General features: G+C 41.7%; 17 protein-coding genes. 14 read left to right on the forward strand and 3 right to left on the reverse strand.

The window, feature by feature from the left end; translation table 11 throughout:
- The first annotated feature begins 201 nt into the window (after positions 1-201).
- The 12 genes from I5M27_RS08675 (at position 202) to I5M27_RS08730 (ending at position 15,208) form a co-directional block, all read left to right on the forward strand.
- On the forward strand, positions 202-2,289 hold the full coding sequence (locus I5M27_RS08675) for a type I restriction-modification system subunit M (RefSeq protein ID WP_200505799.1): 2,088 nt from the start codon (positions 202-204) through the stop codon (positions 2,287-2,289).
- The gene (locus I5M27_RS08680; protein ID WP_200505800.1) at positions 2,286-3,506 is read left to right on the forward strand and encodes a restriction endonuclease subunit S; all 1,221 of its coding nucleotides are present in this window, start codon (positions 2,286-2,288) and stop codon (positions 3,504-3,506) included. The genes I5M27_RS08675 and I5M27_RS08680 overlap by 4 nt, the downstream gene beginning before the upstream one ends.
- Positions 3,503-6,718 (forward strand): type I restriction endonuclease subunit R, encoded by a 3,216-nt coding sequence (locus I5M27_RS08685; protein WP_200505801.1) that lies wholly within the window; start codon positions 3,503-3,505, stop codon positions 6,716-6,718. Before I5M27_RS08680 ends, I5M27_RS08685 begins: the two co-directional genes overlap by 4 nt.
- Positions 6,719-6,743: 25 nt before the next feature.
- Complete coding sequence (locus I5M27_RS08690; protein ID WP_200505802.1) at positions 6,744-7,178, forward strand: hypothetical protein; 435 nt, start codon at positions 6,744-6,746, stop codon at positions 7,176-7,178.
- Between the two features lie 76 nt (positions 7,179-7,254).
- Positions 7,255-7,686, forward strand: a complete 432-nt coding sequence (locus I5M27_RS08695; RefSeq protein ID WP_200505803.1) for a hypothetical protein — start codon at positions 7,255-7,257, stop codon at positions 7,684-7,686.
- A 19-nt stretch (positions 7,687-7,705) separates the two neighbouring features.
- On the forward strand, positions 7,706-8,206 hold the full coding sequence (locus tag I5M27_RS08700; RefSeq protein ID WP_200505804.1) for a hypothetical protein: 501 nt from the start codon (positions 7,706-7,708) through the stop codon (positions 8,204-8,206).
- A gap of 57 nt (positions 8,207-8,263) precedes the next feature.
- Positions 8,264-10,585 (forward strand): AAA family ATPase, encoded by a 2,322-nt coding sequence (locus I5M27_RS08705; RefSeq protein WP_200505805.1) that lies wholly within the window; start codon positions 8,264-8,266, stop codon positions 10,583-10,585.
- Positions 10,586-10,632: 47 nt separating this feature from the next.
- Positions 10,633-11,856, forward strand: coding sequence for an McrC family protein (locus I5M27_RS08710; RefSeq protein WP_317193571.1), 1,224 nt, complete (start codon positions 10,633-10,635; stop codon positions 11,854-11,856).
- Positions 11,857-11,903: 47 nt separating this feature from the next.
- On the forward strand, positions 11,904-12,821 hold the full coding sequence (locus I5M27_RS08715) for a metallophosphoesterase (RefSeq protein ID WP_200505807.1): 918 nt from the start codon (positions 11,904-11,906) through the stop codon (positions 12,819-12,821).
- A gap of 14 nt (positions 12,822-12,835) precedes the next feature.
- The gene (locus tag I5M27_RS08720; protein ID WP_200505808.1) at positions 12,836-13,402 is read left to right on the forward strand and encodes a hypothetical protein; all 567 of its coding nucleotides are present in this window, start codon (positions 12,836-12,838) and stop codon (positions 13,400-13,402) included.
- A 20-nt stretch (positions 13,403-13,422) separates the two neighbouring features.
- Positions 13,423-14,325 carry an agmatine deiminase family protein gene (locus I5M27_RS08725; protein WP_200505809.1) on the forward strand — a complete coding sequence of 301 codons (903 nt, stop codon included), beginning with the start codon at positions 13,423-13,425 and terminating at the stop codon, positions 14,323-14,325.
- A 130-nt stretch (positions 14,326-14,455) separates the two neighbouring features.
- Positions 14,456-15,208 (forward strand): AbiV family abortive infection protein, encoded by a 753-nt coding sequence (locus I5M27_RS08730; RefSeq protein WP_200505810.1) that lies wholly within the window; start codon positions 14,456-14,458, stop codon positions 15,206-15,208.
- A gap of 135 nt (positions 15,209-15,343) precedes the next feature.
- Here the strand turns inward: I5M27_RS08730 and I5M27_RS08735 are convergent, their stop codons facing one another.
- On the reverse strand, positions 15,344-16,354 hold the full coding sequence (locus I5M27_RS08735) for a helix-turn-helix transcriptional regulator (RefSeq protein WP_200505811.1): 1,011 nt from the start codon (positions 16,352-16,354) through the stop codon (positions 15,344-15,346).
- Between the two features lie 93 nt (positions 16,355-16,447).
- On the opposite strand from I5M27_RS08735, the gene I5M27_RS08740 reads away from it, so the two are divergent.
- Both I5M27_RS08740 and I5M27_RS08745 read left to right on the forward strand, forming a co-directional pair.
- On the forward strand, positions 16,448-16,786 hold the full coding sequence (locus I5M27_RS08740; RefSeq protein WP_200505812.1) for a YegP family protein: 339 nt from the start codon (positions 16,448-16,450) through the stop codon (positions 16,784-16,786).
- 24 nt (positions 16,787-16,810) lie between these two features.
- Positions 16,811-16,981 carry a hypothetical protein gene (locus tag I5M27_RS08745; RefSeq protein ID WP_200505813.1) on the forward strand — a complete coding sequence of 57 codons (171 nt, stop codon included), beginning with the start codon at positions 16,811-16,813 and terminating at the stop codon, positions 16,979-16,981.
- Positions 16,982-17,112: 131 nt separating this feature from the next.
- Here I5M27_RS08745 and I5M27_RS08750 read toward each other — a convergent pair whose 3' ends face one another.
- A complete protein-coding gene (locus I5M27_RS08750; RefSeq protein WP_200505814.1) occupies positions 17,113-20,052 on the reverse strand; it encodes a DNA polymerase III subunit alpha in 2,940 nt (979 codons plus the stop codon).
- 139 nt (positions 20,053-20,191) lie between these two features.
- A complete protein-coding gene (gene dinB, locus I5M27_RS08755) occupies positions 20,192-21,382 on the reverse strand; it encodes a DNA polymerase IV (RefSeq protein ID WP_234462451.1) in 1,191 nt (396 codons plus the stop codon).
- Between the last annotated feature and the right edge of the window lie 83 nt (positions 21,383-21,465).

Genomic DNA, 21,465 nt, shown 5'->3' on the forward strand with positions numbered 1-21,465 from the left:
ATTACTACTTTCAAAAATGCTTCGGTAGTTATGAATTCTTATATGACTTAATTTATGTGATTCAAGGTTTCTACAATAAGCAGCGAACTTAAACATTATATTAGAGAAACACCATATATTGTATGCAATTTGTTACCACCATATTGCAAAACCAAGCAAATTTTAATAGCTTGAACCCCTAAACACCATTTACCCTTATCCATGGAGAACCTGGAACAAATTGAGCGCCGGCTTTGGTCGGCTGCTGACCAATTACGTGCAAATTCTAAACTTACCTCTACCGAATATTCAATGCCGGTGCTGGGGCTTATTTTCCTGCGCCACGCTTTTAACCGCTTCCTGGTTGTAAAAGACGAAGTTGAAGCTAACCTACCAAAACGTCAAGGCGTAACCCGCCCGATTACCAAAGAAGACTTTACCCGCAAAAGCGCATTATTCCTGCAGCTGGAATCTCAATATGAACACATGCTGAACCTGCCTTCCGATAAGGATATTGCTCAAGCTATTATTTACGGCATGCAGCTGATTGAGCAGGACTACCCTACCCTAGCCGGCGTATTGCCTAAAGATTACCAGATCTTTGAAAGCGACCTGCTGAAGAGCCTGCTCAAAACGTTTAACGACGAGGCTTTGCGCACTGCCTCCGGCGATATGTTCGGTCGGATCTACGAGTACTTCCTGATGAAATTTGCGATGCAGGGCGCGCAGGATAACGGCGAATTCTTTACCCCGCCCTCATTGGTGCAAACCATTGTAAACTTAATTGAGCCGGACCACGGTATTGTAACGGACCCGGCCTGCGGTTCTGGTGGAATGTTTGTGCAAACCAGCCATTTCCTGGAAAAGGTAGGTAAACCAGCTCACGAAGCAGTTTCTTTTTTCGGGCAGGAGAAAACGGCGGCTACTATTAAGTTAGCGAAAATGAACCTTGCCGTACACGGCCTGGAAGGTCGCATCGAAGAAGGCAACAGCTTCTACGAAGACAAGCACAATTTACTGGCCCGCGCCGATTTCGTGATGGCCAATCCGCCGTTCAACGTGGACGAGGTGGATGCCGAAAAAATTAAGAACGACCCACGCTTGGAATTTGGCTTGCCTGGTGTAAACAAAAGCAAAAAAGTAAGCAACGGCAACTACCTCTGGATCTCCTACTTCCACAGCTACCTTACTGATACTGGTCGCGCTGGTTTTGTAATGTCGTCGCAGGCTTCCAGTGCGGGGCACGGCGAAAAGGATGTGCGACGCAAGCTCGTTGAAACCGGCGACGTGGATATGATGGTGGCTATCCGCTCGAACTTCTTTTATACCCGTACCGTGCCTTGCGAATTGTGGTTCCTGGACAAAGGCAAACCTACTGATCGCAAAGACCAGGTTCTGATGTTGGATGCCCGCAACATTTTCCGGAAAGTAACCCGCAAAGTGTACGATTTTTCTGAAGAACAATTGCAGAACCTTACGGCCATAACCTGGCTTTACCGAGGCCAGCAAGACCGCTATTTAGGACTCCTGAACAAATATCTGAACCGGGTTTGTGAAGAATGCACTATTATTCCGTTGGACCTGCAAAGTTTTGAGAAGAACCTGCACGACCTGCAAACTGAAGTGCTGACTTTCCTGGAAACGGTCCCAAAAACGGCAGAAAAACTACCAGACCTTACTGCCGCTTTACAGGAATGGAAAACGGCAGATGCTGCTTACCGGGAAGACCGCCAGAACTTAGTGCAGGAATTGGCCAACTACTGCAATACTTGGTGCCCAAGCGTAATGGCAAACAACGAATGGCAACACCAGGCGAGCAAAGCGTTCGGGCCATTATCTGAAAAAGGGAAAGGTTTAGGCAAACAGCTGGACTTGCTTTACAAACTAGCTTTGCGTATCCTCGATATTGCCGAAAAGGAACTGGATGCAAAAAACAATGCTGACTACGACAACAAAGCCGTAAACAAACTCCGGAAAGAACTAGACGGACGCCGCCACCAGGCAACCGAACAACTGAAGCTGGCGGTTTATTTTTATAAGCAAGTGGTTTGGCTGCAAAGCCGTTTCCCGGAGGCGAAACTTCAGAATGTGGAAGGCCTGGTGAAACTGGTAAGCCGGAAAGAGATTGAAGATAACGATTGGAGCTTAACGCCTGCCAGATACGTAGGCGTTGCACCAAAGGAAATAGACGAAGATTTCGACTTTGAAGAAACACTGCGTGATATTCATATTGAATTGGCAGGCTTAAATGAAGATGCTGCTGAGCTTGCTTTAGCTATTCAAAGAAACTTTGAGGAGTTAGGAATATGAGTTGGAAAGATATCAGAGTTGGAGACTATTTAACGGTACTTACTGATTACCACGCAAATGGTGCTTATGAAAAATTAAAGAAAAATGTTACCCTTAAATATGAACCGGATTATGCTTTAATGATCAGGACATTAAATTTTGAAAGAGGAGATTTTAAAGATGATCTTATTTACCTAAATGAAGAGGAGTATGAGTTTCTAGCAAAGTCAAAGGTTAAGCCCTATGACATTGTTATGAATAAAATTGCTAATGCAGGTTCGGTTTATTTGATGCCTAATCTAGGCCAGCCTGTTTCACTTGCAATGAATCTCTTTTTATTGAGGTTTGATGAAAGAGTAGATCAAAAATTTATGTTCTACTTAATGAAAGTCAATGAACCTTATATAAAAACTTTTACTAATGGATCGACTACAAAAACTATTACAAAAGATGCGGTTAAGAACCTAAACTTCAAACTTCCTCCTCTCCCAACCCAGCAAAAAATAGCTTCCATTCTTTCTGCTTACGATGACCTGATAGAGAACAACCTGAAGCGGATTGCATTGCTGGAAAAATCGGCGCGGCTGCTTTACGAAGAATGGTTTGTGCGCCTCCGCTTCCCCGGCTACGAACATACCAAAATAGAAAATGGTATCCCTGAAGGCTGGAAAAGTCAGACTGCTTATGAATCAATGGAAATTATGAGCGGTGGTACTCCTAAAACTTCAAACCCAAATTTTTACGACGGGGAGATTCCGTTTTATACACCCAAGGATGCCTCAGATAATTTTTATGTCTTAGAAACGCTTAAAACGCTAACTGAACAAGGATTAAAAAACTGTAATAGCAAATTTTATCCGAAAGACACTCTTTTTATTACTGCCAGAGGAACGGTAGGTAAATTAAATTTAGCGCAACAGCCAATGGCAATGAACCAATCTTGTTATGCACTAAAAGGTAAATTTTACATAACCCAAAAGTTTCTTTATTGCGCTATGGCTGACGCTGTAGAACGAATTAAAAGCCACGCCGTGGGTTCGGTCTTCGATGCAATTGTTGTTGATACCTTCAAAATGATTACATTAAATATTCCAACTGAAAATTTAGTGAACATATTTGAAGAAACTATAAGACCTGTATTTGTACAAACTGAAACGCTATTACTTCAGACTAAAAAACTAAAACAAGCCCGCAACCTACTTTTACCTAAACTGATTAACGGCGAAATACCCGTATGAACGATCTGAGCGAAGACAACTTAGTGCAGCAAGCCACCGCCCAATTCCTGCAGGAGCACTTGGGCTGGGAAACAGTATTTGCTTACAACCAGGAAGTGCTGGGACAAGATGGAACCTTGGGCCGTATTACCCGGCAAGAAGTTTACTTGAAACGTTACCTTCGCACAGCTCTGGAGGAGCTCAACAGAGATCTTAACTTACCGCCAGTTGCTTTCGATACTGCTATCAGGGATATTACCGAAACTCGGGCTGGGCATAACGTTAACATCCGCCTTAACCGCGAGAAATATCAGATTTTTAAAAACGGTGTTCCTGTAGAGTACCGCAACGCGAAAGGTGAAATTGAAAAACGCCGTCTACGCATATTCGATTTCGAAAATCCCGAAAACAACCATTTTCTGGCCGTGCGAGAGCTTTGGGTTTACGGTTCCATTTACCACCGTCGCCCCGATATTGTCGGTTTTGTAAACGGCCTACCGCTGCTTTTTATCGAGCTTAAAAATGCCAACGTCCACATAAACAGCGCTTATAAAGACAACTTCTCCGATTACAAAAACACCATTCCGCACCTTTTCGATGCCAACGCCTTTGTAATTATCAGCAATGCCCTTGAAGCCAAAGTAGGTTCCGTAACCGGCAAGCTCGGCCATTTCCACGAATGGAAGCGCCTGGAAGAAGAAGCCCCCGGCGTAGTACAGCTGGAAACGCTTTTAAAAGGCCTTTGCACCAAAGCAAACTTTATGGATCTCTTCGAAAACTTCATCCTGTTCGACGAGAGCCGCGGCAGCCTGGCCAAAATTGTAGCTAAAAACCACCAGTTCCTGGGCGTAAATCGCGCTGTAGCGGCCGTGCAAGATCGCCAAAACCGGAACGGTCAGCTCGGGGTTTTTTGGCATACGCAGGGCTCCGGCAAATCGTACTCTATGGTGTTCTTCTCCGAGAAAGTTCGCCGCAAATTGCCCGGTAATTTCACCTTCCTCATCGTTACCGACCGCACCGACCTCGATAATCAGATCTACCGCACCTATGCCGGCACCGGCATAGTAGATAATAAGGCAAACACCTGCCGGCCATCTTCGGGCAAGCATTTACAGGAACTCTTCAAAGCTGATAAACCCTATTTGTTTTCGCTCATAAACCTCTTTAACCAGGAAGTTTCCGAAGAAAATCCCTACACCCGCCGCTCCGACGTAATCGTAGTTTCCGACGAAGCCCACCGCAGCCAGTACGGCCGCCTAGCCCTTAACATGCGGTCGGCTTTGCCCAATGCGCACTACATCGGTTTTACCGGTACCCCGCTTTTCAAGAACGACGAAATCACCAAACGCATCTTCGGCGATTACGTGTCCACTTACGATTTCCAGCGGGCTGTGGAAGATGGTGCTACCGTACCCTTATATTTCGATAGTCGCGGCGAAAAACTGCAACTGGAAACCACCGAAATAAACAACAGGATTGCTGAAAAACTGGAAGAGCTGGAACTTGACCTGAACCAAGACGAACAGGCACTGCTGGAAAAACAACTGGGCCGCGATTACCATATTCTAACCGCCTCCAGCCGTCTCACGCCCATTGCCCAGGATTTTGTAAACCATTATACCACCCAATGGGAAAGCGGCAAAGCTATGTTTGTCTGCCTCGATAAGCTCACCACCGTTAAAATGTATAACCTGGTGCAGCAATTCTGGGAAGCAGAGAAACAAGCATTGCAACAGCAACTGGAAGAAAGCAACAATGCCGCCGAAATGCAGGAACTGCGCCGGAAACTAACCTGGATGCAGGAAACCCAAATGGCCGTGGTAGTAAGCGAGGAACAAGGCGAAATTGAGAAATTCCGGAAAGAAGGTCTCGAAATTCTGCCGCACCGCCAACTCGAAAAACAAGGCTTCGAAACGCCCGATGGCAAACGCATAGACCTGGAAACCGCCTTCAAGAAAGACGAAAATCCTTTCCGGGTTGCTTTTGTTTGTGCCATGTGGCTTACCGGTTTCGATGTGCCAAGTTTAAGCACGCTTTATTTAGATAAGCCACTTAAAGCCCATACCTTAATGCAGGCCATAGCCCGCGCCAATCGCGTACACGAAGGTAAAAACAATGGCCTGATCGTAGATTATTGCGGCATCCTGAAAAGCCTGCGCGAAGCCCTTGCACTTTTTGCATCCGGTACCCCTCAGGATGATACCCTAAACCCAAACCCGGACCCCGTAAAACCAAACGAAGAATTGCTTTCCGATCTGGAAACCTCTATCCTTATGGTACGCAATTTACTTTCGGAACGTGGCTTTGAGTTAGATAATATTTTCGATAAGAGTGCCGCGTTTAGCCAGGCTTCCGCTATTCTGGCTGCTAAAGAAGCCATAAACCAAAGCGAAGAAACCCGCAAGCGTTTCGAGATCCTTGCCCGGGAAGTATTTAAGAAATTCAAGGCCTGCCTTACCATTCCTGGTGTAAAAGCTTTCGGCAAAGATTACGATACCATAAACTTCATTTACAAAACCCTGCAGGCAGATAAAGAGAAAGCTAATATATCGGACATCCTGCGCGAACTAGGTCAGGTAGTAAACGTAGCAATTGGTACCGCTTCTATGGCTGCAGAGAACGGAAAACTTTACGACATTAGTAAAATAGACTTTGAACTGCTGCGGAAAGAATTTGCCAAATCGAAAAAGAAAAACAGTACTGTTCATGACCTGAAAACTTATATCGAACAGAAACTGGCGAAGATGATGCGGAACAACCCGACTCGCATTGATTATTATAAACGCTACCAGGAAATAATCGCCGACTACAACTTCGAAAAAGACCGCAAAACGATAGAGGAAACCTTCGAAAAACTGATGAAGTTTATGCAGGACCTCAACGAGGAGGAAAAGCGCGGAATGCGCGAAGGCCTGTCAGAAGAAAACTTGGCTTTGTTCGATCAGCTCCAGAAACCTAACCTTGCAAAAAAAGATATGGAAAAGCTGAAGCAAGTGGCCAAAGAATTGCTACAGGGCTTAAAAGATCAGAAAGACAAATACCAACAGTGGCGCAATAACGAAGCATCCAAAGCTGATGTAAGGACCTTCATCCTGAACTATTTATGGGATGAAGAAAAAGGTCTGCCAGGATCGTTTAACCAGGAAGAAATACAGGAAAAAGCCAAAACCCTCTACAGCTTCATTTACGACCATTATCCAAATTTCGGAGGTCCGGATTCAGCTGCAGCTTAGTTTTAAATTCTTAAAATCTGATACTATGATTAAAATTTCGCCTTCCATAAATTGCACAACCGCACAACTAAAATATTATTGTTGTACTGATGGGATAGACCAAGTAAGAGGTGAAGTAATAATTGAAGTTGAGTTAATAAAAAATCATAAAGACTATCCTGATAATAGTAATTGGCTGCTTGAATTTGTAGTTCCAACTGCCAATCAAGCGTACAATCCATTAGATGTCAAGAAGATACATATAGATCTTGCAGAATATATTAATATCAATCCAGTAACTGAAGATTATTTAGTATTGGACTTTGATTTTGGAATAAATCCCGCCCAAGCTGGAGCCATTTTTAAGGGCCTTATTTACCACATGGGTGATAACGGCTTGTTTGACTATGGTTATGAGATTTCTGGAGTAACCCAGTTTGTCCCTGAAGGAGTTATGTTAAGCGATTTTATGGAAGATTGAGAAGCTCAGTAATTATGTAGATCTTAAAATTGTATATCATTTTTAATCTTTAAATTTTTATTAATATTTCATTCAAATGTTTACAAGACAGGATAGGTTAAAGATATTTAATCAAAAAAAGAAAAAGGTTGAACGAAGAACTAATAAGGAGGGAATAATTACAGAAAAGGTAATTCCTGGTTTTGAAAATACAACTTTTGAGCAATTCGAGGAATGGTTTGATGAAACAACATTTAACCAAGGGTGCAATTACTGTGGCACAACCAACCATAGAAGTTTAGAGCTTTATCAAATGCAACGCGCTGGTTTAAGACCAGATGCTACCCGTGGAGGTAAAAGAGGGAAACGACTCGAATTAGATAGAGTTGATCCTCGCCAGCCCTATGATAACTTACAAAATCTTGTATGGTGCTGCTATTGGTGTAATAATGCCAAATCCAATTTCTTTACTGCTGAGGAATTCAAACCAATTGCAGTTGCAATGAGAGCTGCACTATCAGCTATATAGTTCTTACTCAGAATAAACTATGAAATCACGTCTTAAAACGGTTATCATAAATTGGCATGGGCCATTTCGGTCTCTAGAAGATATTACCCCAGAACAGAAAGGCAATGGTTTATACTTTCTTTGGGGCAAAACAAAGGGGCAAAAAAACCATCGGTTTCAGTACATCGGAATAACTGAACAAAACTTTACTGACCGTTTTAAGGACCCTAATCATAGATGTCATGAACTCCGGTTCCCAGAAAGTAGCATCTGGCTAGGTCATATACATTATCCCTCTCGTTACAAACGAAACTTACTTGAACTAGGTGAGAATTGTTTATGTCATTTTGCTGCTCCTGATAAGAATAAAAATAAACTATATCAGCCTAGAAAACCGGGATGCATCATCTCTCAATGGTGTACTCAGGAGGGAATACCCCGTTTAAGGAGGCCTTCACTGCCAGATTATATGCCAGAAATGCTTTGGTGGGATACAGAACGGTGGAGAACTGGGAATATGAAGGTTTGGGGGTTGGATTAATAAGCATCGATTTTTTCCCAATTCTCTGGAAAGAGCCAAGAAACTGAAAAAAGCAACATGCCCAATATACAATTAAACCCTCTCCTCACCCCACAGGTAGTAGCCATTCTGAATAAATGTTTATTTAGCTATTCCGAAGCTTGCAAAAACGGTAATTGGGTAAACGAGGAAATCTATAAATTTGAATTTGCCCAATGGTTAACTTCAAGAGTTGATTTTAATTACCAGACTAATGAGCAAATTCTGGATATTTGCTTAGAAAGCCAGCAACAGCGTTACACTAATACCTCAACCAAAGGCGTAAATTTCCTTTTATCTGCCGGAAATGAAAAAAGAAGCATCTTTTTAACTCCTTCTGATATTGATCTATTCAGGAAGGCCGCTCAAGGAACGTTATTATCAGAGAAAGACCTTGAAAACCGAGGAATAAGTTATACAGGTTTAACCGGGTGGCTAGGCACACTTTTCCCTAACCAATATGTACCTGTAGTAGCGCTCGAAGAAGTTGACGCTATCATTAAAATTTGGAATCTTCAAAAACACCCTCAAAAAGGTTACCCTGGCTTCGTTGCTAATCAAGAATTCGGGAAGGCCATAGTAGCATACATCAAGCATTACGCCCAAGAAATTACGATTCTGTTTAATAAACAGTTAGTCAATCCTTTAAACCTTGAAACTTTGTATAATTGGGTGGCGCAGGATTTTACAATTTTTATTAAACGAAGGTTAATAAATCAGAACAACTTCCCTCCAAGTATCCCCGATCCTAAACCTGGACCTCCTACCAAAACTATGACAATACAATACCCATTGAACACGATTCTTTTCGGCCCTCCGGGTACTGGGAAGACCTACAATACTAAGCAATATGCAATTCAGCTAATTGAGAATTTATCTGAAGAAGAATGTTCAAAAAAATATCCTGACCGCCAATCCTTAAATGCACGGTTTGACCTTTTTCAGGACCGAAAACAAATAGAATTTGTTACTTTCCACCAGTCCTTTACTTACGAAGACTTTATTGAAGGTATCAAACCAGTTCTTCCTAAAACAAATGGGAATGAAGAGATTAAAGAAGCTAATTCAGGCAAACTAACCTATGAAATAGCCGACGGCATTTTCAAAACTATTTGCGAAAGGGCGGAAAGCTATATGAATTACACTCCTGAAAACCAGCCCGAAAGTTTTAAAACGGAAATGAGCCAGGGTTTTCAAAGAGCAAATTTCTACAAAATGTCAATTGGTAATACAGCCAATTCGGAAGATGATGAGATTTACCAATATTGTATTGAGAACGGCTGCATTGCTTTAGGTTGGGGCGGAGAAATAGATTTTAGGGGAGTAAATAATAGAAAGGATATAAAAGATCGGTTAGATGAGGAAGGAGTTGAAAGAAGTCCTTATGAATCTACTGCCGTTAAGATGTTTGTTGTAGATATGAAACCGGGAGATTTTGTTTTTATATCATCCGGTAATTTTAAGATCCGGGCCATTGCTCAAATCAGCGGCGGGTATTATTTTCAAAAGGATTCGCCAATCAGATACAGCCAATTCCGGGAAGTAAAATGGCTGATTACCAATATTAACTTACCTGTTACTGAAGTTTACAATAAGGCCTTCTCCCAACAAACAATTTACGGTTTAAATAAGAATCTCATTAACCAGGACTATTTCCAAACTTCTGCTGTTTTACCTAATAAAGAAGAATTTCACAGAAATCATGTACTGGTTATTGATGAGATAAACAGAGGTAATGTATCACAGATATTTGGAGAGCTAATTACCCTGATTGAATCAGATAAAAGGTCAGGTGATAGCGAGAGTCTAATGATTAAACTTCCTTATTCAAAAGAGGATTTTTCAGTACCTAATAATTTATACATTATCGGAACCATGAACACTGCCGACCGCAGCGTAGAAGCCTTAGACACTGCTTTACGCCGCCGTTTCAGCTTTGTAGAGATGCCACCGCAATACGAACTTCCGGAAATAAACCGGGAAGTGGAAGGATACAACCTAGCTAACATTCTCCAGAAAATTAATCAGCGAATTGAAAAGCTATTAAGTAAGGACAACCTGATCGGGCATAGCTACTTTATGACAGCTAACAGCCTGAAAGACCTGCGGGCAGTTTTTCAGTATAAAATAATACCGTTATTGCAGGAATACTTTTTCGGTGATTTTGGGAAGATAGGTTTAGTATTAGGCGAAGGCTTTTTTCAAACGTCTGAAAATACTGACAATAATATTTTCGCAACTTTCCGAAACTACGACCCTTCAGGCTTAGCTGAAAAAGAAGTTTACCACCTAATAAACGTGCTGGATGAGAAAAAACTGAATGACAACCAGTTTAAAGCAGCCTTGGATGCACTAGTTTAATAAGAATGATTTTTTCCGGCAAACTTATTACCGTTTTCGAGCACCAAGTGCTTAAACTCGATCAGGAAGTTGATGGAGTGAAGTTTGATGAGTCAAAATTAAAAGCGCTCCAGGCCTTTTATGGAGATAAAGGTGTACCTTATTTTTCGCTGGTACATAAAGGGGTAAAGTTTAATGAAAACGTTGGGGTGCTGCAGGTAGGTAATTTAACTATAGAAGTGCTCCCGAAAGCCGACAAAAGCGAGAATAAAAAGCAATGGCATGAAATGCTGATTGGGATGTTAAAAGCCGTTGGCATATTTGATATTCAGGCACCAAGCAGCAGCAACTTAAAACTTAAAACAAATTCAATCCTAGACCTTTATTTTGCTTTGTTCCTACAGGAAATTGAATATCTGCTGCACCGTGGTCTGGTGAAGCGCTATCGTAAAACTGAAAGCAATTCTACCGCATTAAAAGGCAGTATTCAGTTTGCCCAGCACATTCAGAAAAACCTTGTGCATCAGGAACGATTTTATGTGCGGCATACTACTTACGATGTGCAGCACCAATTGCACCAGATCCTTTACAAAACGCTTGTATTGATTAACCGCATAAATACCAATCCGGAACTTCAAAGCAAAATAGGATCACTACTGCTTAATTTTCCGGAACAGCTCGAGCTTAAAGTTACCGAAGCAATTTTTGAAAAAATAACCTATAACCGGAAAACGGAGGGTTACCGGAAAGCAGTTGATATAGCAAAACTCCTTTTGCTTAATTATCATCCGGATGTAAGTAAGGGAGCCAACTATGTGTTGGCCTTAATGTTCGATATGAATTTGCTATGGGAGCGATTTGTATATGTAAGCCTTAGGAAAGGCCTGCGAGTAAACAAACCGGACTTTACCATTGCCTCCCAGACTTCGAAATACTTTTGGCAGCCTGAAAAAGGATTTAGAAGTAAGATTATCCCGGACATTGTCCTTAATAAGGACATTCCGGGATGTGTGGTTTTAGATACCAAATGGAAAAACCTGAATGGATATAATCCTTCTCCAGATGATCTGCGACAGCTTTATGTTTATCATGAATATTACAAAGCGGTCAAAGTCGCTTTAGTTTATCCGGGTTCAACTCAAAACCAAACAAAAGGCCGCTACCTTCACCTTGACACAGGTGATAAAACAGAAAAAGAATGCAGTGTAATTTCCTTAAGTGTAAAGGAAAATATTGTAGACTGGCAGAGCTCAATTTATTCTGAGTTGGCAAATTGGATCACAAATACTTAAGACATCCCCTTGCTGGGTAAAGAAATTTAAAACTTAAATTCTACTATATGTACGACATCATTGGTGATATCCACGGCCATGCGGATACTCTAGAGCAGTTGCTTCAGAAACTTGGCTACGAAAATATTGAAGGCTTTTACCGGCACCCAAACCGGAAAGTAATTTTCGTAGGTGATTATATAGATAGAGGTCCAAAGATCCGGGAAACACTTGAGTTAGTAAAGGCCATGGCAGATAATGATCAGGCAATTGCTCTAATGGGCAATCACGAATTCAATGCCATCCTTTACAACTTACAGGATGCTGCCGGAAATTATCTGCGGGAACATTCTGAAAAAAACCAGCACCAGCACATACACACGCTCGAACAATTCGCTTGCAATATGCAAGAGTATCATCAATACATTTCCTGGTTCAAAACTTTACCCCTGTTTTACGAGGACAAGCAAATCAGAGTGGTTCATGCATGCTGGGATGAAGAACATATCCATTCCCTTCAAAATGCATTGCCGGAAGGCCGGCTAACTGACCAGCTATTGCTTAATGAATACCAAAAAGGCACACCACTTTATGAAGCCTTGGAAGTAACACTGAAGGGCAAGGAATTACAAATGCCTGACCGACTAACATTCAGGGACAAAGATGGACACGAGCGGACTGAGTTGCGGATAAAATGGTGGATGAACCCGGATAAAGTTACCTACCGGCAGTACAGTGTACAGCATTATGATTCTTTAACGGATCAGGAAATTCCTGCTGAATTGATTAATAACCAAAAGTATTATCCAGAATCTATGAAGCCGGTATTCTTTGGGCACTACTGGTTACCAGGTTCTGCGGAACTGAGCGTTTATGAAAAGAATGTTTGCTGCGTAGATTATAGTGTGGCAAATAAAGGCAAGCTGGTGGCTTACCGCTGGAATGGTGAAACCTCCCTAGACCACCGGAATATGCACCACATTTAATCCCTTTCTAAGCTATGGCCCAAAGAGTAAATTATTCTGCCTATAAGGCTACCGAATTCACCTGCCCGGATTGTAGCTGGACTGGCCTAGGGGAAGAAGCCTGCCTAAACTTTGAAATGGTTATGGATCTCGAGTGTCCAAAGTGCTTTAAGATGCTGGCAATCATAGATGCTCCTACTTACGGTGAGATCTTACACAAAGGAAAGGAATGCGACCGTGAAAGATTAAAGCAGGAAATAAAATTCAAGGAAAACTTTCAAAGGGTCTGCCTTAAATCTGCAGATCAATTACCGGATATTAAGGGAGACAGTATCTCCTTTACTTTCAGATCTGATACTATAGATGGAGAAGATCTCAATATTATCGAGCACCAGGACCAAACTATCTGGCAGGAACCGATGCTGTTTGAGGGGTATGAAAGGTTTATGGAAATAGGAAATTTAATGAAGGAAAAATATGGAGTTAGAATGGTTGATCTAATACCAGATCAGACCGCTGAACTTTTCCTCTACGGGGATAAATTGAAAGCCCCAGCTATTATTGCAGCATATAGAATTAGTCTAAAGAAGAGTTCCGGGTAGATTCAGAATATATTTCATTGGTGAAGGATTTAGCAAGACAATTCACAAACTTATCAAATCCATTTCTGAAAGTGTTAAAAGACGCTGATACCAATTTAGTTTATTTTTCCGCGCATCTGGAAACCAATGAACGTTATCTTCCTTTCTGGCAGCGGTTAGAACCAATACTACAAAGTGAGAACATTACTTATAAAATGCTGGAGGGCACAAAAGACATTTGGTGCCGGGATTTTATGCCTTTACAGGTTGCAATGAATGAGTTCATTCAGTTCCGATACACCCCTGATTATTGCGATGATTCCGCCTGGGAGCATACGGTTACGAAGCCTGTCGACTTAAAACTTGATCCTCGCTTTCGGATTCAGAATTCAGATTTGATTCTGGATGGAGGCAATGTGGTCAGGTATAATGGCAAAGTTATTCTAACGGATAAGGTCCTTAAAGACAATCCTGGTTTTTCAAAAAGCGATATGATAGAACTGCTAAAGGAGTTGTTAAGGGCTGAAGAAATCTTCATTATCCCTCAACAGCCTTATGATATGACTGGCCATGCTGATGGAATGGTTCGCTTTCTGAATGACAGAACCATGCTAGTGAGTGATTATCAAAACGAAAGTATATCCTGGAAAAAGAAATACGCTGCAGCACTCAATAATACAAAGCTTAACGTAATTGATTTCCCTACTGTAGTTCTCGATGAGAAGAACGAGTATGGTGACTATACCGCCCGAGGCTGCTACATTAATTTTGCCCAAGTTGGAAATACAATCCTACTCCCCTTCTTTGACCTTCCGGAAGACCAACTGGCCCTAAAAGAGTTGGTGAAGCTTTACCCAAATCAAAAAATAATACATGTTGAATCAAATGAGATTGCCCAAGATGGAGGGGTCCTTAATTGTATTACCTGGAATATAAAAAGGTAATTTTATCTGCTAAAGCTACCACTCCACCTGACCGAATTACCTACCAGTGAAATGAAGAAAGCTCGATTTGGAGAAGTAAGTTTTATTTAATTTTGAATAAATAAGTTTAACACCAACAGTCAGTTGAAGAATGGTTACTTTTAAATTTGAAAATCTCCAAGGAGAGGATTGTGTATCAGCTTACAAAGCCTTAAAAGCCAATTCTAAAGTTCTGTTCGAAACAGCTGATAATGCAGCAGCAAAAGGAAATTATGGAGTGGCAAGATCTCTGTTAATATTGGGGTCGGAAGAATTTATTAAAGGAGCTATTCTTTACCTGAATAGTATAGGAATTCTGCTATTCAAAATTAATGATATTAGAAAAGCTTTAAACAATCATAAGGAAAGGCATGAAGTAGCTATGTTGATTCAGCTTTTTAAACTTGCAGATACTTTTATCCAAGTTCAGGAATATAAACCAACATCTTCATCAAGGTTTAAATGGCTGAATAAAGCTCTTTCTATACTTGGTCAGGCTAAAATTGTGCTAGATGGACTTGGAGAAACAAGAAGTGATTTGGATTGGTGGGATAGCGCGAACGAATTTAAAAACGCAGGTCTGTATGTAGATTATAAGGAACAACTATTGCTTCCTAAAATTATATCTGAATCAGACTACTCGCTTGCTAAAATAAAGGTTAAGGACTTTACAAAACGGTTTTCCCTTTTCCATATTTTTTTAGATAGAGCACCAATTAAAGAAAGGAAAGCGCTTATAAAAGATTTAAATGATGGGATTAATCTATATGTCAGTTCAGTGAACAAGCGAAATATAGTTAAAGCCCAAAATAAAGCTTCAGTTAATTCAGATAAAGAATTGACGGAAAACATTTTAATAGGCTAGCAAAGCTTTTCTTATAAATCTTTCCCAATAAAGTAAAAAGTGTATAAACAGCGAAACGAAAAGAACTTTGAATAGCCTTTAGTTAGTCTTAGTGATTAGTATAATCTAAGCTATTAAACCGATTTATTAAAACTATCATTCATATTGTAATTGCGCCTGCCTTAATTTATTAGCGATTTCCTTTTGCAATTCTTTTGGACAAATTACCTTAACTTTATTTCCAAAGCTTAAAATTGTAGAAATCAATTCATAGTTTGAAACAACATTAAGTTTAATTCTAAGTTCTCTATCATTATCAACTAAAATTTCTTGAGTTGAATGTAAGTATTGGGTTTTAATATAGTATCCTGAGGACGGTTTAAATGATAAAATTACTTCCTCAACTATTCCATCTGTTAATGAGATACCAATTGTATTTCTAAAATAAGTGTCAGAATCAATAGATTCTTGGTCATTATATTTTTCGTTATCTTTTAAGACTAAACTAATTATCCTATCTAAAGCAAATGTTCTTACCTCAGCCTTATCGTGTTGAAGTCCCACTAAATACCACCTGTTCCGGTACTCTTTAAGCAGGTATGGACTAATGGTTCTTAAACTAGACTGCTGGTCCTGAAATTTTTGGTAGGATACCAATAACACAGTTTTGGAACTAATAGCATTAGAAATACTATTTAAATATTCTCCACCTTTTGAAAAGGGAGCTTTCTCAAAATCAATAAAAGCGTTAAAATCACTACTACTTAAAGAAGGAACAAACTCTACTAAATTTATTACCTTCTCAACGTTTGCTGAAAACTCTTTAAACATTGCGATTTCTTTGTATTGCCTTAAAGTTGTAGCTACCAGTTTTAAGGCATTTAGGTCTTCTGAATTTAGCGGCAACTTTTCTAGAGTAAAGTCAGGATCAGTATAGTAATACCCACCATGTAACTTCGAAAATGCAATTGGTGCATTATAATTGAGTTGCTCACTATTCCTCATCAAATAGATATCGTTATCGATTGTACGTTTCTTAATTTTGATATCACTCTTTTCAAGGATTTTCTGAATAAGCGCTTCCTTAGACCAATATATTCTGGATCTATTTCTCAGGCAAGCATCAATTATTCTAATGCGGGAAAGGAGGTCTTTATTGACAGGCATGAAAATATATTAGTTTTAATTAAATTTTTTCTCTGAATACATATACACTGCGTTCATCTAAAATAGCTTTGAGAAACCAAAATAACAAACGATATGGCAAGTTTACCAAAGTACCAAGTATTTAAGAGTACAAGTAACAGTGAATATTATTACCGGCTGCGCTCCAGTAATAATGAAATTATTTTAAACGGTGAAGGTTACAAGTCGAAGCAATCGTGCTACGATGGCATTAATGCAGTTAGAATTAATGCACTAATCGATAGCAGATATGACCGCAAAGACAGTTACAGCAATTATACCTTCAATCTAAAAGCTGGAAATGGAGAAATTATTGGTCGGAGCGAAAATTATAATTCTTCTTATGGAAGAGATAATGGTATTGCAGCGGTGAAACGGGATGCTCCAGTTGCGCAGATTGAAGATTTAACTTAAGTATTTACTTAAATTTTTAGAAAGATGGCTAAGAACCCTCCAAATGGTGACGGACACAGAATAGGTGCCGTAAAAGATCGTGTTCAGGTATTTAATCCGCAGAATGAACGCTGGACTAAAATTAATAGTAATACGGGAAAGTTTATGGATCAAAAAGCAGATGGTAAACCCTTTAAAGGAGTTACTAAAAAGTAATTTGATTAAAAACTTTCTAAAGGAGTGGTACACAAAGTATCCACTCCTTCTTTTTTTTGTGCATCATAAAAAGTGTCTGAAAATGAGAAGTTTATAAGTTATCGATTTTTAATTGTCTCACTAAATTCACATTAATACCTTGGATCACTCTGAAATGGCAATTTCGCCAGCTTCTCTACTTCTAAACTCGCAAAACCAAATTCCTCGGTTATTTTCCCCAGGATCAGGTAAACGCCCATGCCATTGAAGGGATAATTCTTGAGCGATGGCGGGAAATGCACCGTGTCGAAGAAGTTACTTTCAGCGTCTAAAAAGGTACCGAACTGCATAATTTCCCCGCGCACCGTGCGCACGTATTTGGTACATACCAGGTTGCCGACCATCCTCACTTTTTTACCGATATTCCCGACCATTTCCGGCGCCATTATTTCTCCCCGGAATTCCGTTTTCAGCAACTCAAACGGCGACATCGAAACCGAAAAATCAAGCAGTTCAATTTCGTCGTAAGCATCTTCCAGCAGGCTGTGGTAAAGGGTGGGCAAATGGAATTCTTTCGGTGTTAATTGGAACATACAAGTTTCCTGCGCAGCGGGTTTATTGTTGAGTAATTGGTGGGCTTCCCAGAGCAGTTTTTTTTTGTTTCTTCCGGTAAAGCGCAAGGCGTTAATTCTAATGAGAAAAATTGTAGCTTCCAGAGTTAAATGCGCGCGGGAAATAAGATCGTGGAGGTTGGAATATTCTCCATTCTTTTCGCGTTCCTGCACAATTCTGTGCGCTATTTTCTGCTCTAAACTATCGATGTGGATGAAGCCTAAATACACATCCTGACCAGTTACGGAAGTTAAATGCTGGCTGTGGTTTACGCAGGGCAGCAGGATGTTTCCGCCCGCTTTCCGGGCCTCGTTCACATACACCCAGGTGCGGTAAAAGCCCCCGAAATTATTGATCACGGCCACCATAAATTCGAGGGGATAATGCGCTTTCAGATATAAACTCTGGTAACTTTCCACGGCAAAAGAAGCGGAGTGTGCTTTGGAAAAAGAATAGCCCGCAAACGACTCCACCTGCCGCCACACTTCCTTCGTAATTTCCTCCGGATACCCTTTTTCGCGACAACTGTTAAAGAACTTATCTACCAGCTTCTGAAACTCCGAACGGCTGCGGTATTTCCCACTCATCCCGCGACGCAACACGTCGGCATCGGCCAGATCTAAACCAGCAAAATGGTGGCACACTTTCAGTACGTCTTCCTGATACACCATCACGCCGAACGTTTCCTGCAACTGTTCGCCTAAAACCGGATGAATGTGTTTGATCTTTTCCGGGTAGTGGAACCGCTGGATGTATTCGCGCATCATCCCCGACTTGGCCACGCCCGGCCGGATAATAGAACTGGCCGCCACCAGCGTTAAATAATTGTCGCAACGTAGCTTGGTAAGCAGGCCGCGCATACTCGGGCTTTCAATGTAAAAGCAACCGATGGTGTCGCCGCTGGCCAGTTGTTTTTTAACCTGTTCGTCCTGCTTGAATTTCTCTACTTCGTGGGCATCAATTTTCAGGTTTTTATTCTGCCGCACCAGCTGCACGCATTCTTTTATGTGCCCGATGCCGCGCTGGCTCAGAATATCCAGTTTCTCAAACCCGATGGCTTCGGCGGTGTACATATCCCACTGCACCGTCGGGAAACCTTTGGGCGGCATATCGAGGGCGGTAAAACAGGTGAGCGGTTGCTCGGAAATAAGGATGCCGCCGGCGTGAATGCTGCGCACGTTCGGGAAATCCTGCAGCAATGCACTGTACTTTTTTATGCTCTCCGTGATACCGTTTTGCAGCAGCGGATTATCCGGATTTTTCACCAGTTCATCGATCTCCGTTTTCGGCAACCCATACACTTTCCCGAGTTCGCGCATCGCCGCATTTTCCTGAAACGTACTCATCGCGCCCATCAAGGCGGTGTGTTCGCGGCCGTAGCGTTTGAAAATATAATCGATCACTTCGTCGCGTTCGTCCCAGCTATAGTCAATGTCAAAATCGGGCGGACTGGTGCGTTTCGGATTCAGGAAACGTTCAAAATACAGGTCTAATTGAATGGGATCTACATCGGTGATGTGCAGGCAATAGGCTACCACGCTGTTCGCGCCGCTGCCCCGCCCCACGTGGTAAAAACCGCGGCTCATCGAATACCGGATCACATCCCAGGTAATGAGAAAATACGAAGAAAAACCGAGCTTATCGATGATGTCGAGTTCGTGCTTTACCCGCGCCGCCGCTACTTTGTCGTGGGCGCCATAGCGGTTTCGCAAGCCATCCCAAGCCAGCTTTTCGAGCAGCATTTTATCGTCGTAAGGATCGCCGGTAAACGATTGCTTGTTGCGCCGCTGCTTAAAATCGAAGGTAAAATTGCATTGCTGCAGCAGCTTTTCAGTGTTCTCCCAAATGCCCGGCAGCATTGCGTATTGCTCTTTCAACTTATCGATTGGCCGGAAGAAAGCATCGTTGGCAAGTCCATGTTCCGGCTGTAGCTGGCTCAGCAGAATATTATTATCGATGGCCCGCAAATGCCGGTGTAACTCCTGCCCTTCCGCATTTATATAAGTCGCCGGCGCGTGAATTACCAGTTTCTCCCGCACTTTTTTGCTTGCCGCAAGTACCGTTTTATTTACTTCCGAAGGCTGCACGCCAAGGTATTCGTATTCTTTTAATTCTTCTGCTTTTTTGCCAGAACTTAGCGGGTAAATAATGAAAGCATTCTCAAAATTTCCAGCAGTTTCCGCCAGTGGTTTTTCGTTTAAGTTACACGTGCTTAAATATTCATTTAGCTCCTGAAGGCCTTGTTCGTTTTTAGCAATTCCGGTGTAAAGCCATTGGTTATTTTTCCGGAATTCAATTCCTACTACGGGCTGAATGTTTTGTTCCTCACACGCTTTCACAAACGGAAAAATACCGCTGGAACAATTTATATCCGTCAATGCCACCGCCGGAAAACCGTGCTGCTTCGCAATGGCCGCAAGGTCTTCTTCCGACAAAGTGCCGTATCGGAGACTGAAATAAGAATGCGCGGTTGCGTACATTTAGATTGATAAAAAGTAATGAATAAGAGATGAAATAGATTTAAATTATGACTGAAAGTTTGGGCAAAGCTCTGCCATGTGATATTTCAACCACTAGTTTTAATTCGAAAAGGATAGCGTTTTAGCTGAATAGACGACGTTAACTCAACCGCTTTCCTCCCAAACCCACGGCGCGTTTTACAGCTTCGGCTCCGTAGCGGAAGCGGATCTTATCCATGGCCTGGTAGAGATTAGTAAGCTCCGTGGTATCTTCAAACAAATGAATCTGCTGGAAGCCTTGTACCAGGTTGCTTAGCCTCACCCCAATTAACCGGATAAGCATGCGGCGCTGATATAGCTTCTGAAATAATTCTTTCGCTTTACTGATCAGGGTATGGTCAGAGGCAGTGTAAGGAATGGATATCTGCAGCGTGTGGGTATCAAAATTCGCGTAGCGGATCTTAACTGTGATACAACCAGCCAGCTTACCTTGCTTGCGTAATTCAAAAGCAATTTCTTCAGTCATGGCTACTAATAAACTGGTCAGACCTACGACGTCAGTAGTATCGCTGGCGAAGGTTTGTTCGGTGCTGATGGATTTCTGCTCGGTATAAGGTACTACTGGCGTGGCATCGATGCCATTGGCTTTCTGCCAGATGCTTATCCCGCCTTCTTTGCCTAAAACTTTCTGCATCAGTTCTACTGGAATGGCCCGCAAAACTTCAATGGTTGGCACACCCATGTTGCGCAAAAGCTGGTAACTCTTTTGCCCTACTCCGGGGATTTTGCGGATAGAAAGCGGCGATAAAAACGGTTGCACTTCGTCCTTAATTACCTGTAATTGTCCATTAGGTTTGGCCTGGCCGGTGGCAATTTTCGATACCGTTTTGTTTACCGAAAGCCCGAAGGAAATGGGTAGGCCGGTTTCTTTCATAATGGTTTGCCGGAGTTCCTGCGACCATTGCCAACACCCGAAAAAGCGGTCCATGCCGGTCAGGTCGAGGTAATGTTCATCGATGGAGGCTTTTTCATAGAGCGGCGCTTGGGAAGCAATTACTTCGGTTACATCACGGGAATACTTACTATAAGCTTCCATATCACCACGAATGATAATGGCATCAGGGCAAAGCTGACGAGCCAGTTTCATGGGCATAGCTGAATGTACCCCAAACTGCCGGGTTTCGTAACTGCAGCTGGCTACTACTGCACGGTCCGAAATACCACCGATCAGGATGGGCTTTCCAACTAAGCTGGAATTTAAGAGCCGTTCTACTGACACAAAAAAGGAGTCGAGGTCGAGGTGAGCCACGGTCCGGTTTTCGGACACGGGTAGATAGTTTTTCTTCTTCATAGTTTCTCAGGTTAAGCTTTCAGTATGAATAGTTTATGCTAATTTGATTAGTTTTTTATCAAAATTAGTGAGCTTAAACTACT

Origin of the sequence: Adhaeribacter terrigena (genome assembly GCF_016623615.1) — a bacterium.
GTDB classification, from domain to species: Bacteria; Bacteroidota; Bacteroidia; order Cytophagales; family Hymenobacteraceae; genus Adhaeribacter_A; species Adhaeribacter_A terrigena.